Origin of the sequence: Streptomyces sp. NPDC088746 (assembly GCF_044751065.1) — a bacterium.
Lineage (GTDB): Bacteria > Actinomycetota > Actinomycetes > Streptomycetales > Streptomycetaceae > Streptomyces.
This window is the reverse complement of sequence record NZ_JBIVLA010000007.1, coordinates 250,694-265,244: the sequence shown is the minus strand read 5'-3', so window position 1 is coordinate 265,244 and position 14,551 is coordinate 250,694. Positions and strand designations below refer to the sequence as shown.

14 protein-coding genes and 1 pseudogene are annotated in these 14,551 nt (G+C 67.6%); 10 read left to right on the top strand and 5 right to left on the bottom strand.

Translation table 11 applies throughout. From position 1 onward, the window contains the following. The first annotated feature begins 18 nt into the window (after positions 1-18). Positions 19-2,727, top strand: coding sequence for a tetratricopeptide repeat protein (locus ACIP63_RS28690; RefSeq protein ID WP_401521253.1), 2,709 nt, complete (start codon positions 19-21; stop codon positions 2,725-2,727). Positions 2,728-2,869: 142 nt separating this feature from the next. Here the strand turns inward: ACIP63_RS28690 and ACIP63_RS28685 are convergent, their stop codons facing one another. The 4 genes from ACIP63_RS28685 to ACIP63_RS28670 all read right to left on the bottom strand — a co-directional run bounded on the left by ACIP63_RS28685 (position 2,870) and on the right by ACIP63_RS28670 (position 5,320). Continuing rightward, positions 2,870-3,403, bottom strand: coding sequence for a hypothetical protein (locus ACIP63_RS28685; RefSeq protein WP_401521251.1), 534 nt, complete (start codon positions 3,401-3,403; stop codon positions 2,870-2,872). Next, positions 3,394-3,573, bottom strand: coding sequence for a hypothetical protein (locus ACIP63_RS28680; protein WP_401521249.1), 180 nt, complete (start codon positions 3,571-3,573; stop codon positions 3,394-3,396). Before ACIP63_RS28680 ends, ACIP63_RS28685 begins: the two co-directional genes overlap by 10 nt. Before the next feature lie 161 nt (positions 3,574-3,734). After that, a complete protein-coding gene (locus ACIP63_RS28675; protein WP_401521247.1) occupies positions 3,735-4,466 on the bottom strand; it encodes a hypothetical protein in 732 nt (243 codons plus the stop codon). Positions 4,467-4,585: 119 nt separating this feature from the next. After that, positions 4,586-5,320 (bottom strand): Crp/Fnr family transcriptional regulator, encoded by a 735-nt coding sequence (locus ACIP63_RS28670; RefSeq protein WP_401521245.1) that lies wholly within the window; start codon positions 5,318-5,320, stop codon positions 4,586-4,588. Between the two features lie 393 nt (positions 5,321-5,713). Between ACIP63_RS28670 and ACIP63_RS28665 the strand changes: the two genes are divergently transcribed. Further along, positions 5,714-5,962, top strand: coding sequence for a hypothetical protein (locus ACIP63_RS28665; protein ID WP_401521243.1), 249 nt, complete (start codon positions 5,714-5,716; stop codon positions 5,960-5,962). Further along, complete coding sequence (locus ACIP63_RS28660; RefSeq protein WP_401521240.1) at positions 5,959-6,360, top strand: DNA-binding protein; 402 nt, start codon at positions 5,959-5,961, stop codon at positions 6,358-6,360. The genes ACIP63_RS28665 and ACIP63_RS28660 overlap by 4 nt, the downstream gene beginning before the upstream one ends. Before the next feature lie 364 nt (positions 6,361-6,724). On the opposite strand, the gene ACIP63_RS28655 is transcribed toward ACIP63_RS28660, so the two are convergent. Then, positions 6,725-7,231 carry a hypothetical protein gene (locus ACIP63_RS28655; RefSeq protein ID WP_401521238.1) on the bottom strand — a complete coding sequence of 169 codons (507 nt, stop codon included), beginning with the start codon at positions 7,229-7,231 and terminating at the stop codon, positions 6,725-6,727. A gap of 336 nt (positions 7,232-7,567) precedes the next feature. On the opposite strand from ACIP63_RS28655, the gene ACIP63_RS28650 reads away from it, so the two are divergent. From ACIP63_RS28650 to ACIP63_RS28620, 7 genes and pseudogenes are all read left to right on the top strand, one after another. Further along, positions 7,568-7,915, top strand: a complete 348-nt coding sequence (locus ACIP63_RS28650; protein WP_401521236.1) for a transcriptional regulator — start codon at positions 7,568-7,570, stop codon at positions 7,913-7,915. Then, positions 7,912-8,584, top strand: a pseudogene (locus tag ACIP63_RS28645) (nucleotidyl transferase AbiEii/AbiGii toxin family protein). Before ACIP63_RS28650 ends, ACIP63_RS28645 begins: the two are co-directional and overlap by 4 nt. Before the next feature lie 380 nt (positions 8,585-8,964). Beyond that, positions 8,965-9,276: an NIPSNAP family protein gene (locus ACIP63_RS28640; RefSeq protein WP_401521234.1), complete on the top strand. Its 312-nt coding sequence runs from the start codon at positions 8,965-8,967 to the stop codon at positions 9,274-9,276. 526 nt (positions 9,277-9,802) lie between these two features. Further along, positions 9,803-10,480 (top strand): hypothetical protein, encoded by a 678-nt coding sequence (locus ACIP63_RS28635; RefSeq protein WP_401521648.1) that lies wholly within the window; start codon positions 9,803-9,805, stop codon positions 10,478-10,480. 252 nt (positions 10,481-10,732) lie between these two features. Further along, entirely contained in the window at positions 10,733-11,509 is a 777-nt protein-coding gene (locus ACIP63_RS28630) for a DUF6193 family natural product biosynthesis protein (protein WP_401521232.1), read from the top strand. A gap of 201 nt (positions 11,510-11,710) precedes the next feature. Next, on the top strand, positions 11,711-13,138 hold the full coding sequence (locus ACIP63_RS28625; RefSeq protein ID WP_401521229.1) for a PA14 domain-containing protein: 1,428 nt from the start codon (positions 11,711-11,713) through the stop codon (positions 13,136-13,138). Between the two features lie 369 nt (positions 13,139-13,507). Next, entirely contained in the window at positions 13,508-14,341 is an 834-nt protein-coding gene (locus ACIP63_RS28620) for a PIG-L family deacetylase (protein ID WP_401521226.1), read from the top strand. Positions 14,342-14,551: the final 210 nt, after the last annotated feature.

Genomic DNA, 14,551 nt, shown 5'->3' with positions numbered 1-14,551 from the left:
GGGGCACAGGTGCACGACATGCAGCGCAAGCCGGATGTGGCTCTCGCCGAGCTACGTCGGCGCCTGAGTGACTGGCTGGCCACATCTGGGCTGGACAAGACACAGCTCGCCCGCCGTACGGGCATGGGTCGGACGACCGTGTCGGAGGCGTTTCAGCCTGATGGGCCGGTGCCCTCGGCCAGGACGCTGGCCGCACTTGCTACGGCTCTGGGTCGACCAGCGGAGGAGCTACTGAAACTTCGGCGGACTGCCGTGATTGAGGAGGCTGAACCAACCGTCGAGAAGAATCCAGGACCTGGTCGCCCTATTGACCAGTGGGGGCCTCATGACCTGGAGGTTCATCCTGCTGGTACGGCTGCGTGCGGGGCCGACTTGCCCAGACAGCAGCAACTGCCGAGCTACGTACCGCGGGAGCATGACCGAACTCTGGTCGAGGCGGTGCGGCAGGTTCAAGCTGGCCGGAGCCGCATGGTGGTCCTGTCCGGAACCTCATCAACCGGCAAGACCCGGGCTTGCTGGGAAGCCATCAGGCCGCTGGCCCGTGCCGGGTGGAAGCTGTGGCATCCCTTCGATCCCACGCGCGCGGGAGCTGCGCTCAAGGAACTCTCGTTCGTCTGCCCACGGACCGTGATTTGGCTCAACGAGGCCCAGCACTATTTCGGCGATGCGCATGTGGGTGAGCAGATCGCTGCCGCACTGCACGCGCTGCTCACCGACGAAGCGCGGACACCTGTCCTGGTGTTGGGCACCCTTTGGCCCGAGTACGCCCGTGAATACACCGCCCTGCCCGCAACCGGCCGGCCGGACCCGTACAGCCGGGCACGAGAACTCCTGGCCGGACGCACCGTAAGCGTTCCAGAGAGTTTCGATGCAGAGTCGCTGGCCGCCGCCACTCGCCTGGCACAGGGCGGCGACCAGCTGCTGGCGGACGCTCTGACACGAGCCGATGTCCATGGGCGCGTAACTCAGGATCTGGCAGGTGCCCCCGAGCTGCTGCGTCGCTATGAAAACGGTTCCCCTGCGGCACAGGCATTGCTACAAGCAGCGATGGATGCCCGCCGGCTCCGTGTCGGCCTGCATCTGCCTCAGGCCTTCCTTTTCGACGCCGCAATCGACTACCTCACCGACACTGATTACGACAACCTGACCGATGGTTGGGTGCAAGCCGCGTTCGCCGAACTGGCCGAGCAAGTTCATGGCAAGCAGGCCCCTTTGCGTCGCGTCACCGTCCGCCCGTCAGACACTCTGCACTCAGTGGTACCAGCCGGCTCTCATCCGGGTCCGGTGTTCCGGCTGGCCGACTACCTTGAGCAGCACGGGCGTGAGACCCGGCGTCTGGCGTGCCCACCCGCCTCTTTCTGGCAGGCGGCACACGCTCACCTCACGAACCCAGATGACCTGAACAGCGTCGCTCAGGCAGCCCATGCCCGATACCGCATGCAGTGGGCGCACCACCTCACGCGCCGGGCCGTGGACGTCGGCCATCCGAACGCCCATCGCGCCCTGGTTACGTGGCTGAAGGAAGCCGGAAGACACCAGGAAGCCGAGTCTCTGATGCGGCAGGTCACCGATGCAGACGACCCGCAGGCTCTTGCCTCCCTGGCTATATGGCTAGCCAATGCCGGACACCGCCAGGAAGCCGAAGTCTTGCTGAGGCAGGCCTTCGACGCAGGCAACCTACATGTCCTCAGCCTCCTGGCCGACTGGCGTAGGAAAGCGGGAGACCATGAGGGGGCCGATACCTTGGTCCGGCAAGCCGCCGACGCAGGCCATCCGTCGGCCTGGAGAATTCTGGCCGACTTGCGCAGGGAAGCTGGCGACCACGAGGAGGCCGAAACCCTAGCCCGGCAAGCCGCCGACGCAGGCCATCCGTCGGCCTGGAGAATTCTGGCCGACTTGCGCAGGGAAGCTGGCGACCACGAGGAGGCCGAAACCCTAGCCCGGCAAGCCGCCGACGCAGGCGACACAGAAGGTCTGAGGCTCCTGGTCGGCTGGTGTGTGGAGGCGGGCGACCATGAAGAGGCCGAGGCCTTGGCCCGGCAAGCCGCCAACGCAGGAGATCCACGAGCTCTTTTGCTCCTGGCTCGCCAGCACGAGGAAGCCGGATACCTGGAGAACGCCGAGACACTTGCCCGGCAAGCCGCCGAACTTGATTCGACATTTCTGGAAGCCCTGGTCTTCCGACGAGAGGAAGCAGGAGACCGCGAGCGGGCGGAAGCCCTGGCTCGGCAAGCCTCTGACGCCGGCAACTGGAACGCTCTGACACTCCTGGCTGTCCAGCGAGACGCAGCAGGAGACCATGAGGGGGCGGAAACGCTAGCCCGGGAGGCCTCCGTCGGCAATCCGAACGCACTGACGTGGCTGGGCTTCCAGGCCATGCAAGGGCATAGAGCCGCAGACCAGGAGAGAGCCGCAGCATTGATCCAGCAGGGCGCCGACGCCGGCGATGTGCACGCTCTGGCCGTCCTGGCTGGCTGGCGGGAGGAAGCGGGAGACCGCAACGCAGCTGAAGCCCTAGCCTGGCAATCCGCCGACGCTGGCGTTCCGAGTCCTCTGGCACGCCTGGTTTCCTTCCGCGAAGGAGCCGGAGACCTTATGGCGGCACAAGCCCTGGCCCGCCAAGCCGCCGATGCCGGCCATGCACACGCCCTAAGCAAGCATCTGCTAGCAACGCGCTGGCCTTTCGGACTTGATCCCGATGGCACTCCAACATCCCGATGGCAGTGACTCGCTCAATGTCGGCCAGACGCTCTCTTCACTCAGATCAACGCTGCCTGCGCTCGCCACTCTGTGCGGGCGAGGCACCTAAGTTGCTTGCCGCCGATGAACGCCGCCGCCGACAGCCCGCACCACGTGTCCGCGGCGTGGGTTACGTCGAGGGAGCTTCCGAGCGTAACGAAGGAGACTCCATGGAGAGGTGAGCGGCGGCCAGCGCCTCGACATCCGCCACCGGCCGCTCCTGAGTGCGGGCCTTGGCGAACGCCCAGACTCGGTTGACGGAGGGGCGCAGCAGTGCGAGCCCCGCCTGCTGGGTCCGCAGGTCCGCGTCCGCGAGCACTGTCAGGAGGGCGAGCAATGCCTCAGATTCGAGCTCCCGCCGGTCGATCGGCCACCGGATCGCGATCCGGTGGAGCATGCTCCGCATCACGGGCAGGGCCAGCCAGAGCGTCAGCAGGCGGGCCGATCCCGCCACATCGGTGTCGCGCTGGGCCGCATCGACGGCCTTGCGCCAGATTTCTTCGCGGAGCGACGGGTCCGCCGATTTGCCGTACAGCGCCCGCCGGGCCGCCAGGGCGGAGAGCTGGGTGGGACCCTCGGCCATCATAACCGGAAAGGGCAGGTCAGTGAGCAGAAATCGGTGCTCCAGCGCATCGAACACCCGGTCGTAGGGGATCAGTCCCATGGTGAACCTCCTGAATCGTCACCCATGCCGTCCACGATGCGTGAGCAGGCCCGGGCGATCCGGTGCAACTTCTCGCGCAGCGTCTCGTAGGGGACCGGCGAGAAACCGGCCGTGTACCGCCTCGTGCTCGCGGCGGAGTCGTGGTCGCAGGCGGCGGCGTAGTAGTACACGTCGCCAGTTCGGCCCTGGACGGAGAGGCCCTGAGTGTCCTGCTGGCGGTTGCCGCCGGCTGCGATCCTGCAAGAGGCGCAGCCTCCTGCAGGCGGGACGTAGTTCATCGGCCTGCCCCGCCGGGCACCACCCCGTGGACGACGGACCCGTGGATCACGCCCTAAACGGCCGTGCCGTGGACGTCCTGCTGGACGAAGCTCGGCCGTTCCGCCGCCGCTCGCGCCGGGGGGCGCGGTCCGCCCTCCGGCGTGTCCGGCCGGAATTCCCCCACGTCCTGCGGGTCCACACCGGGCAGCCGGACCCAGCCGTACCCGGCGAACCCCTTCTGTTCGACGTGGATACGGCGGTACTGCTCCGGGTCGTGTCCGTGTAACCGTAAGCGCACCACGTCCTGGTACAGCCGGTCGGAGATCACCACGGCCAGGCTCGTTGACCCGGCAGCCGCCAGGGCCCGCTTCACCTCGGGTGCGTTCAGGTAGCGGGCCACAGCGATCGGCGCGGGGCCTGAGAAGCCGAGGGCGGCGGTGGCGGCCACGCCGGTGTCGATGGCCAGCCGAAGCCGCATGCGCCCGGCGGGCCGGCGGGTGGCGTTGTAACCTCCGAGCTCGGCCGCGAGGTGGGTGACGTACTCACCCAGCACCAGCTGCTCGGAAGTGCCGGCCGGGAGGACCGCGAACTCCATGTCGCCCTGCGGCTGGACGGACCACGTGCCGTGGTCCAGCCCGCTGAGTTCGGCTGCCGTCCTCAGCACGCGGGCAAGCTGGGCCTGTGCGGTCCGCTGGCCCGGTGTGTCGAAGCGGCTGTACTGCTCGATGTCCGCCGCCAGGCAGATACGGCGGTCGTTATCCGGCCAAGGCTTGTCCCCTGACCGGACGGTCGGCTGCGACGTCATGTGAACCATCACCTACTCGATGAGTTCGGATAGTCGGTCGGTGGTGCTGGTCGCCAACTGTGCTGCCGACGCGTCCAACTCTCCGGAGAGGCCGCAAAAATGCGGGATGCCGGTTCCTGTCAGCGGCCGATCGGCGACAGGAGCCCGATCGCCCGGAGGCGGTCGGGCTTGAGCACCGCCATCTCACCGTTCCTGATTCTCACGACTCCTGCGTCACGGAACCCCGCCAGCGCCCCCTGGACCGACCTCTCTCGTGATCCGATGAGCGCGGCGAGTTCGGCCTGCGTGAGCTCGACGCAGATCAGAGTGTGCGAGCCGATGAGCTCCCCGTGGTTCTCGGCGAGTTCGGCGAGCACCCGGGCGAGCCGAACGCGAACCGGGAACTCGCCGAACACGATGCGCCAGGAATTCGCGCTGTGCAGGCGACGGTTGCTGAGTCGCATGATGTGAAAGGTGGTCTCGGGGTGCTTGCCGAGGAATTTCTGCACAGCTCGGCGTTGGATGACGTGTACGTCGATGTCCTCACCCGCCGTCACCGTGGCTGACCTGGGCGTGCCATCGATCACGGCCATCTCTCCGACCACGTCTCCGCCGGCCCGGATGGCGATCAGGGCTTCATGCCCGTTGGCGCGCTTCCTGGTGACCTTGACGTAGCCGGTCTCCAAGAGCATCAGGCAATCGCCCGGTGCCCCCTCCACGAGGATCTTCGCTCCAGGCGGATACTGCCGCGGGGAAGCGATACTCAGCAGTTCTTCCCTGGCCTCCTCCGATAGGCTGCCAAGGAAGCGGGAGGGCTGCCGCTCTCCGATGCCATACGTACCGCGCTGTGCTGTCCCCTGGGTCGTGCGCTCCATACCCCACCTCGTGGTCGAGTCCAAGTGCCTTCCCGACCAGGGAATCAGGCCCGGATTCGAGCGGAAAGAGCGTGCGGATGGCAACGATGTGGTGCGTGTGCATGGTGCGGCGCATCGAGGCGAGGGCCTCCGACGGTCTCCCCAGGTGTTTGTGCATGGCGGCATCATGCGGTTCGATTCTCGTCATCCGCTCTTTGATGAAGGCCCCGGTCGGCGACCAGGGCCTTTCTTGCGTTCGTGGCCGGCCCGAGGTGTGGAGGCTGTGGGGACGGCTGGACTACGGGGTTGCCGCCGAGCATGGTTTTCCAGCGTGTGCAGAAGTACGGCCGCGGCCGTCGAGGCTTGGGGGGAGAATCCCGAGCAAGCATGTGCATACTCCAGTATGCTGGCCCCATGTCTTCTACGACTCGCATCACCGTCACGCTCCCCAGCGACCAGGTGGCGGAACTGCGCAAGCTCACGGACAACGTCTCCGGCTACGTGGCGGAAGCCGTAGCACGCCAGATCCGGCACCAGCTCGTGGGCGACGACCTCCGCCGTCACGAGGAGGAGCACGGCCCCTTCAGCGACGAGGAGCTCGCCGAGGCCCGCGCCAAGATCTTCGACTCCGCCGGTTCTTCCAAGGACGCGGACGCCGCGTGAGCGAGCGCATCGAAACCGTCGTCCTGGACTCGGAAGGGCTCTCCGCCTGGATCGCTCAGGACCGCAAGCTCCTCGCGATGCTTCAGGTCTTCCACGACATGGGAGCCGACCTCGTGATCGGGGCCAACACCATCGTGGAAGTCACCCACTCCCGTACCAACATGCCCCGCCTGAACTGGGCCCTGTCCCGTGTCAAGGTGGAGCCCGTCACCGAGCAGGCGGCGAAGGTTGCGGCTGAGCTCCTCAAAGGCGCCGGGCTGCACGGGCACAAGTACGCCATCGACGCCACGGTCGCCGAGGTAGCACTGCGCCAACCGAAACCCGTCGCCCTGCTGACCTCAGACAGCGACGACATGACCAAGCTCTGCGGAAATCAGGTCCGCATCATCCCCCTCTGACCAGCTGGCCCGCCCGGAACACGCGTCGCACGTCAGCTTCCGTGCCCCATCCGTGCCCATCAGAGCGGACAATAACGGTCAGGTGCGGCCCCCAGGAACCGTAGCCAGCCATCCCGCCCAGCGGGAAAGACCAGGTCAGGGTCCCTTTGATGGTCCAAGAACCGTTGCTTCCCAAGCTCAGAGCGCGAGTTCGATTCTCGTCACCCGCTCCCTGAAAAGGCCCCAGGCCAGCGGCCGGGGGCTTCTTTGTTGTCTGGACCAGTTCAAGCGACTCGTACCAGATGCCTGGTCGTCCGCTGCTGCCGTCCCGCCACTCATCGAGTTGTCATGCCTCCGTGGGGCTGTTGACCACGATCGGCACGGATCACCAGGACCTGCTACCCGCCGGACCGGACCACCGCTTGACGATCTTTGCTGGAAGTTCCGGAGCCGGCCACACCTGGATACGCATCTTCTCGGTGGTTTCAGGGCTCTCGTGAGAGTCGATGTCGGCCTGAGTTGCCCGATCCAAATTGCTCCGGGACACGCGGACGCGATGCCAGCCTGCCGGGACCTCAAACGTAGCCGCATCGGGGGCGTAGTCCGTGCAGCCCAGAACTATCAGGCGCCCCAACGACACGTCGAGGCTGGCCTCAACCACGTGATCGAATTCGGAGCTGTCATCACTCGGCTCCTGAGGCAGGACGAAAACAGTGACGGATACGTTGACATTGACCGCCGTGCCGATGCCCAGCGCATCCTGTGCAACCGCGAGGTGATCGGCAATGGCCTGGTCCGTCCACGCGTCACTTAGATCACCGTCCGAATCCGCATCGGATACGTGTATCTGAAAGTAGTCGGCGAAGAGGGTGAGCTCTGTCGTTGTCGTCATGGCGGCACCGTGCCATGCAGCACTGACAGCCGGAAAAGCAGTACAGCAGAGAAGCACAGCGACCGTGTCGGATGCGTCGCCCACGAACTGCAGGCGTCCTGTGCAGCCGTGTACTGACCGGAATGTCTGAGGCTGACCGCCCTGCATCGAGCTACGGAACAGAAGGTCAACGCACCGGCTCGTCCTGAAGCATGACGCCCAGGCCAGCGGCTGGGGCTTATTCGTTGGCAGCTTCGCCGCTGGCGGGGCGGCGGTGGGTTGGGCCCGTCTCTGCTCACAGGAGTGTTGTTTGCGGACCAAGCAGCTCACTGCTGGCTCTTCCTGGATAATCGACCTATGGCATCACAGCCCGGCCTTTCCGATCTCCGTCGTGCCAAGTACGCCCGGCGCCTGCCCGCAGCGCTCTCCGAGCTCGCCGGTCCCAGGCACGGCTCGGTACGCCTGCCGCTCCACCTTGCATGGTCGGGGCTGACCACGTTCGACCTCGACCGGCCCCGGCTGCGGATGAGCTACTACCGCATCGTCCTGGCCGAGGGCCGGCACGACGACCTGGTCCAGTACCTCGACCATGGCCTTCTCGTCGGCCTGTGGCCCACACTGCGCACACTGGTCAGCCGGGATGTCCGCGAGGTCTGGGAGAGCGCCTTCGACGAGCTGGCCGATACCGCACGGGCCGCTGCGTGAACCTCACGGGCCTGCACCGCCGCTTGCTTGCAGACGTGCTCGCCGTGGGCGGCGCGTACCCCCTAGCGCTCACCGGCGGCTACGCGGTCCAGGCACACGGCCTGGTCAACCGGCTCAGCCAGGACCTCGATGTCGCAACCGAGAACCCAGAGCCTATGGAGGACATCGCTTCCGCCGTGCGCACCGGACTGGAGCAGCGCGGATGGCGCGTAGAAGCGCTGGAGACTGACCCGCTGTCCGCACGCCTCATCGTGACCGACCCTGCCAGCCGCGAAGAGTGCGAGGTCGACATCCTCAAGGAAGCACTCTGGCGACCCCCCGTACACACCGAGCACGGCTTGGTGCTGTCCCTCGAAGATGTCGTCGGTACCAAGGTTCGCGCCCTGGCCGATCGCGGACTCGCCGGGGATCTGATCGATGTGCAGGCCGCCACGGACCGCTGGAACCCTGTCGAACTCGAAGAACTCGGCCGAACGCCATGCCCGCGACTCATTCGATCTCAGCGAGCTTCAGGCTCGGCTGAGCGGAGCCGACTGGATCGACGACACGGAATTCGCCGCCTACGGACTCGACGAGCAGGCAATCACCGGGCTGCGACAGTGGGCACAGGCATGGGCCGACGATATCGGGGAACGACTCCACGAGCTTGAGGCCCCGCACGAGGACTGATGGCCTGACGGATGCCGACCGCTCGACAGGAATGCGGTTCGCGACATGAGGTGCCGCCCCTCGGCCGTCGTGCCCCATCCGCGCCCTTCCGAGCGGACAGCAGCGGTCAAGTACGGCTCCCAGAGACCTCGTCGCCCTCACCCGGACTGGGCAAACATGCAGGTCAGAGCTACTGCGGCAGTCCATGCCCAGTGATTCCCAAGCTCAGAGCGCGAGTTCGATTCTCGTCACCCGCTCCATGAAAAAGCCCCAGGCCAACGGCCGGGGGCCTTTTTGCTGCCTGGACCAGTGCAGGTACCTCGTGCCATATCCGTGCCGGATGCCCTGGCGACCGGCCCCGATCGCACGGGCGCCCTTCCGTGACACGGCATCATGCACGCATGATCACCATTCACCTGAAGTACGAGATCGACGCCGACAAGCTTGAGGACTTCGAGGAGTACGGTCGCCGCTGGGTCAGGCTCGTCAACCGGTTCGGCGGGACGCACCACGGCTACTTCCTGCCGAGTGAGGGCGACAGCGACATCGCCTACGCCCTGTTCTCCTTCCCCAGTCTGGCCGCGTACGAGCAGTACCGCTCGGACAGCATGTCCGACCCGGAGTGCCAGCAAGCGTTCGAACTGGCCCGTGAGACCCGCTGCATCAAGCGCTACGAGCGCCGTTTCCTCAGGCCGCTCGGCGGCCTGTCCTAGTCCGGCGGGAGATACGTGGCGCGATCCCGCCGCGCGGCTGAACTCAGCGCTGCGACAACGGCCGTGGTCGTGGGGTTCGCGGTCTCGGTGTGACGCGTCGCGGCGAACAGCCGACGGAGAATCGGTTGATCACCGATGGGCGCCGTGCGGATTCCCGGTGTGGCCGGGTCGATGGCCGTCCGCGGGATGAGTGCGGTGGCGAGGCCGGCTCGTACGAGGGGTGAGCTGGGCGGCGATGTCGGCGGTGACGTAGCGCGTCGTGGGTGTGAACCCTGCCTGCTGGCAGACGTGCAAGGTGGCCTGTCCGCAGTCCGTGGTGGGCGGGGGCACGGCGAGGCTGTGCGTGGCCAGTTCCCGCAGGGCGAGGCCTGGTCGGCGACGGCAGGGTGCGATCCAACCCCGTCCTCCGGAACCGATCTTGCTGAGACAGAACCCGGACATGCACAGGATCATTTCGGGATCGCCCCGGCCCTAGTGTCATCAGTGCAAGCAGGAAGCACCGATCCGAAAGCCGCTGGAGATCATGATGCGCTCGCGCCTCGCCGCCCGTTCCGCCCGTCTCGTCCTCGCCGCCGCGGCCGTGACGGCCCTCGCCGCCACGTCCACCGCCTGCGGCCCGGACGACGCCGGGGACACCAGCAGCTCCTCGGTTCCCTCCGCCGGCGGCGGGGGGAGCAGCAGCCCCTCCTCCGGCGGCAGCCTCGCCGCCAGCGCGTCCGGTTCCGGCGGCTCCTCCGACTCCGGCGCCTCCGACGCCAAGACCACCGACTCCGGCAACGGCGACAAGAGCGGCTACGGGCAGTCCTGCGGCACCAACGACCTGGACTTCACGGTCACCTCGGAGACCCAGGCCGGCGGCTACTACCTCGTCACCGCCAAGGCCAAGTCGGGTATCACCTGCTACCTGGACGTCAACACCCCCAGCGTGTCCTTCGGCTCCGGTGCCGACGGCGTCGCCTCCCCTGTCGGACAGGGTGGCGAAGACCCCATCAAGCTCACCGGCTCCGCCGTCGCCTACACCGGTATCAGCCCCAAGACCACCAACACCGACGGCGGCATCGAGTTCGAGAACGTCATCATCGCCGTCACCAACGACGATCCCGACCCCGCCGAACTCAAGCTCCCCGACACCGCCACCGTCGACAAGCCCATCGTCACCAACTGGGCCACCGACCGCGCCGGGGCCGTCCCCGTCATCGTCTGACGAACCGGGGCCGGCAGCGTCGGCATCGCGCACCCCTGGGGAGCGCCTCGTCGACCGTGTGTCAGTCGGCTGAGCCTCCCGGGAACGGTGGGTTCCCAAGCTCGGAGCGCGGGTTCGGCTCTCGTCCCCCGTTCCATGAAAAAGCCCCAGGCCAGTGGCCGGGGGCTTCTTTGTTCTCCGGAACCCGTTACGTGCCCCTCCGCGCTTCGGCGCGATCAGCCGTCCGGCCTTGTCACTGCCTAAGGTATGCGCATGACCGAACGCTCGAACGAACTGCCGCCCGAGCTCTATCCCGAGCTGGCTGCGGCAGGCGGCCTGCGAGAAGCGCTGGCGCGCGAAGCCGTTCGGCGAGGGCATCGTGCCGAACCGATGGATCCCGTCGAGGGGTACGGTCCCGCGGTCGGGGCGGGCTGCGCGCGTGGAGAGGCCCGGTTCGCCGTGTACGCGACCGACGCTGACGTACGCGAGTTCCGCATCGAGATCTCCACGGACCGCGGAGAGCAAACGGCACTCTTCGGTAGCACCGGTGACCTCGCGGTGGTCGACGCCATCCTGCACGCCTGGCGTGCGGGGGCATCGATCGGTCAACTGCGGCGCGAGTGGACATTGCTCGCCAGCAGCCCGCTGGAAGCGGCCCCGCCGGGGAGTGTCGTCCGGACCGCATGGCGGCTGACCCTGGAGCGTTCACCGACGATCAGGCTGGGCGACGCCGAACTGGCCGAGGCCCTGTATGCGCAGCCGGCCCTGCGCGTGTTCTTCCCATGGCCGTCGCACGGGCAGTTCAGCCTCCTCAGCAGTACGGCGGACCCCTTCTACGAGGAGCTTCCACGTGCGGTGCCGAGCGGAGACGGCCGGTGGAACGTGGTTCTCCACGGCTCGCGGTGGTCGCCGCACATGCCGTCACGTGTGCTCGGATCCCGCCTCGGCGTCCACGAGGCCGCGGCGCTGATAGCGGCGAACATTCCCGCGGGTAGTGGCCCGGCCGTCGAAGGCGGCTGGCCCCACCCGCCGCCCATCATGACCCCGTGAGCGGTGAGCGGTGATCGGTGACGGCGACAGCTGACGCCGACGGTCCCGGTCACCGGGTTGCCGGCAGCAGCCCGTTCCCGCAGCTCAGGCGTCGCGATCGCCTCCGCGTTCCTTCACGTCTTCGGACGCGTCGTGCAACCTTCCGCCCGCCCCGTGGGTCTCCTCGCTGTACGTTCTGCCCGCACAGCGCGAAAGGCCCCCGTGCACCTGAAGAGTCTCGTCGCCGCCCGGACCGGTGGCGTCGTGTCCGCCGCCGTCCTCGGCAGCCTGCTGGTCTCCGCCCCGCAGGCGGCAGCCGCCGACGTCACCTGCTCGACCAACACATACAAGCGGACGTTCTACAAGAACACCTCGTTCTCCGGCTCCCCGGTGAAGACCGACTGCGACAGCGCCATCAGCCAGAACTGGTCCGGCGCCCCGGTCTCCGGCGTGCCGTCGAACAACTTCGGTGTCCGTTGGTCGCTGACCCGCGACTTCGGCTCCGGTGGTCCCTTCACCTTCACCGCCTCCGCCACCGACGGCGTCCGCGTCTACCTGGACGGCGTCCGCAAGATCGACCTGTGGAAGGGCACCGGTGACACCGCCCGGTCCAAGAGCGTCAACCTCACCGTCCCCTCGGGCAAGCACGCCCTCCGCGTCGACTACGTGAACTGGACCGGCGCCGCGAAGGTCACGTACGCGTACGCGCCCCGGACTTCGGCCACGTACGACAGGACGAAGCCACTCGCCCCCACCGGCGTGAAGACCGCCTACAACACCACGACCCGTAAGACGACCGTCTCCTGGTCCGCCAACAAGGAGATGGACCTGGCGAGTTACTCCCTGTATCGGCGGCCCGTCGGCTCCAGCACCTGGACGAGGGTCACCACGACCACCGCACGCAGCCACACCGACCCCCTCGTGAACCCTGACGACCGCACGCCCTACTACTACGAGATTCGCGCCAAGGACAAGGCGGGCAACACCTCGTCGGGCAGCACGGACACCATCGTCCGCCCCCTGCCCGTCGTCACCTCGCTGACCGGCACCTACGACAAGGCGACCGGCAAGGTCACCATGAAGTGGCCCCTCAACACCGAGCCGCACTTCGACCGCTACACGGTCCTGAGCAACGACAAGGTGGACGGCTCCTACGTCTGGGTCCCCCTGGGCACCACCAAGGGCAGCACCTGGACCACCGGCCCCGTCGTCGCCGACGGCGAGACCCGCCACTACCGCGTCCTCGTGACCAACGACGGCGGCACCACCACCTACAACCCGGGCTGGCTCGACGCCACCGCCACCAACGAGCTCTGGCTCGACATCCCCGACGGCATCGCCCCCGTCTACGCCCCCGAGCTGACCCTGGGCTCCTGCGCGACCGGCATACAGGCGACCGCCACCGATTACACGCCGGCCCCGATCCGCGACTTCACCGGCTTCGCGATCGAGCGCCGCACTGCGGGAACGGATCCCTGGTCGGTCGTCCTGCGCAAGGACTACGATCCGCGCCTGGGCGCCACGGCCACCGTCTGCGACCCGCTGCCCGCCGACGGACGCACCCATGAATACCGGGCCCGTACCTATGACGCGGCCGGGAACTACTCGCCGTACAGCGAGATCCGTGCCCTGACCGTGCCGGTCGGCTGACGGTCACGGGGAGCACACGACAAAGCCCCGGATACGGCGTCTCCCTCGACGCCGCACGGGAGGCCGTGCCACTACGGCCGAAGCCCCGGGCCGGCGGCCCGGGGCTTCTTTGTACCTTCTCTGTACCTGAGGGCCTCTTCCCGGCCGGCCGAGCCGGTGTGGGCCGCTGCGTGAACCTCACGGATCTCGCCGGCCGGCCGCGGCGGGAACAGCCGGCACGGCCGGCACGGTTGCACCCGGGGGACGGCGGCGCACGGGCGGGGAGCACGGAGACCACCAGGTCGTGGGCCCCACCAGGACCCGCCCGATGATCGCGGTACGCCGCCGCGCACACGGACCGACACGTAGTTCTGCAGGAGGACTGTTTCCATGACTGACCGGCCCTTGACGCTCATGGCGGTACACGCTCACCCCGACGACGAGGCCACCGGAACGGGAGGGGTCCTCGCACGGTACGCGGCGGAGGGCATCCGCACGGTTCTGGTGACATGTACCGACGGCGGCTGCGGTGACGGACCGGGAGGCTCGAAGCCGGGCGATCCCGGGCACGACCCGGCTGCCGTCGCCTCGATGCGCCGGAAAGAACTCGAGGCGAGCTGTGACGTGCTGAAGGTCAGCGATCTGGAGATGCTGGACTACGCCGACTCCGGGATGGTGGGCTGGCCCACCAACGACGCCCCCGGGTCCTTCTGGCAGACCCCCGTGGAGGAGGGCGCCGCCCGGCTCGCGGAGCTCATGCGGCACTACCGGCCCGATGTGGTCGTCACCTACGACGAGAACGGCTTCTACGGCCACCCCGACCACATCCAGGCCCACCGCATCACCATGGCGGCGCTGGAGGTGTCCGGGCTGTCACCGAAGGTGTACTGGACGACGATGCCCCGCTCGATGATGCAGCGGTTCGGGGAGACCATGCGCGAGTTCCATGAGGACGCGCCGGAACCGGATCCTGCCGAGGAGGCCGCGATGGCCGAGATCGGTCTCCCCGACGAAGAGATCACCACCTGGGTGGACACCACCGCGTTCAGCGGTCAGAAGTTCGATGCGCTGGCGGCGCACGCCAGTCAGGGCGAGAACATCTTCTTCCTCAGGATGGGCAAGGAGCGGTTCGGCGAGCTGATGGGCGTGGAGACGTTCGTGCGCGTGAAGGACGCCACCGGTGCGGCCGTACCCGAGAACGATCTCTTCGCCGGACTGCGCTGACCGCGCACGGGGCCCTGGACAGCTCGTCGGCCTCGTCGGGCCTCCCGGCCGACCCGGACGTACCGCAACTTCAGCGTCCGTGGGCCGGGTCCGTCCGGCGGCCGCAACGGCACCATCCGCAGCCGCCGAGCGATCCTCCGCAACGGTCCGCCGGGAGCACCGCCCGGGCCGCGCCCCTGGAGGCGCTCAGCCTCAGGTTGACATAGCGTT

Excerpts from the sequence above, each read along its gene's own strand:
- ACIP63_RS28655 (WP_401521238.1), bottom strand. The coding sequence starts at position 7,231 with ATGACGACAACGACAGAGCTCACCCTCTTCGCCGACTACTTTCAGATA.
- ACIP63_RS28630 (WP_401521232.1), top strand. The coding sequence starts at position 10,733 with ATGACCGAACGCTCGAACGAACTGCCGCCCGAGCTCTATCCCGAGCTG.
- ACIP63_RS28635 (WP_401521648.1), top strand. The coding sequence starts at position 9,803 with ATGCGCTCGCGCCTCGCCGCCCGTTCCGCCCGTCTCGTCCTCGCCGCC.
- ACIP63_RS28650 (WP_401521236.1), top strand. The coding sequence starts at position 7,568 with ATGGCATCACAGCCCGGCCTTTCCGATCTCCGTCGTGCCAAGTACGCC.
- ACIP63_RS28675 (WP_401521247.1), bottom strand. The coding sequence starts at position 4,466 with ATGACGTCGCAGCCGACCGTCCGGTCAGGGGACAAGCCTTGGCCGGAT.
- ACIP63_RS28670 (WP_401521245.1), bottom strand. The coding sequence starts at position 5,320 with ATGGAGCGCACGACCCAGGGGACAGCACAGCGCGGTACGTATGGCATC.
- ACIP63_RS28665 (WP_401521243.1), top strand. The coding sequence starts at position 5,714 with ATGTCTTCTACGACTCGCATCACCGTCACGCTCCCCAGCGACCAGGTG.
- ACIP63_RS28685 (WP_401521251.1), bottom strand. The coding sequence starts at position 3,403 with ATGGGACTGATCCCCTACGACCGGGTGTTCGATGCGCTGGAGCACCGA.
- ACIP63_RS28620 (WP_401521226.1), top strand. The coding sequence starts at position 13,508 with ATGACTGACCGGCCCTTGACGCTCATGGCGGTACACGCTCACCCCGAC.
- ACIP63_RS28640 (WP_401521234.1), top strand. The coding sequence starts at position 8,965 with ATGATCACCATTCACCTGAAGTACGAGATCGACGCCGACAAGCTTGAG.
- ACIP63_RS28690 (WP_401521253.1), top strand. The coding sequence starts at position 19 with ATGCAGCGCAAGCCGGATGTGGCTCTCGCCGAGCTACGTCGGCGCCTG.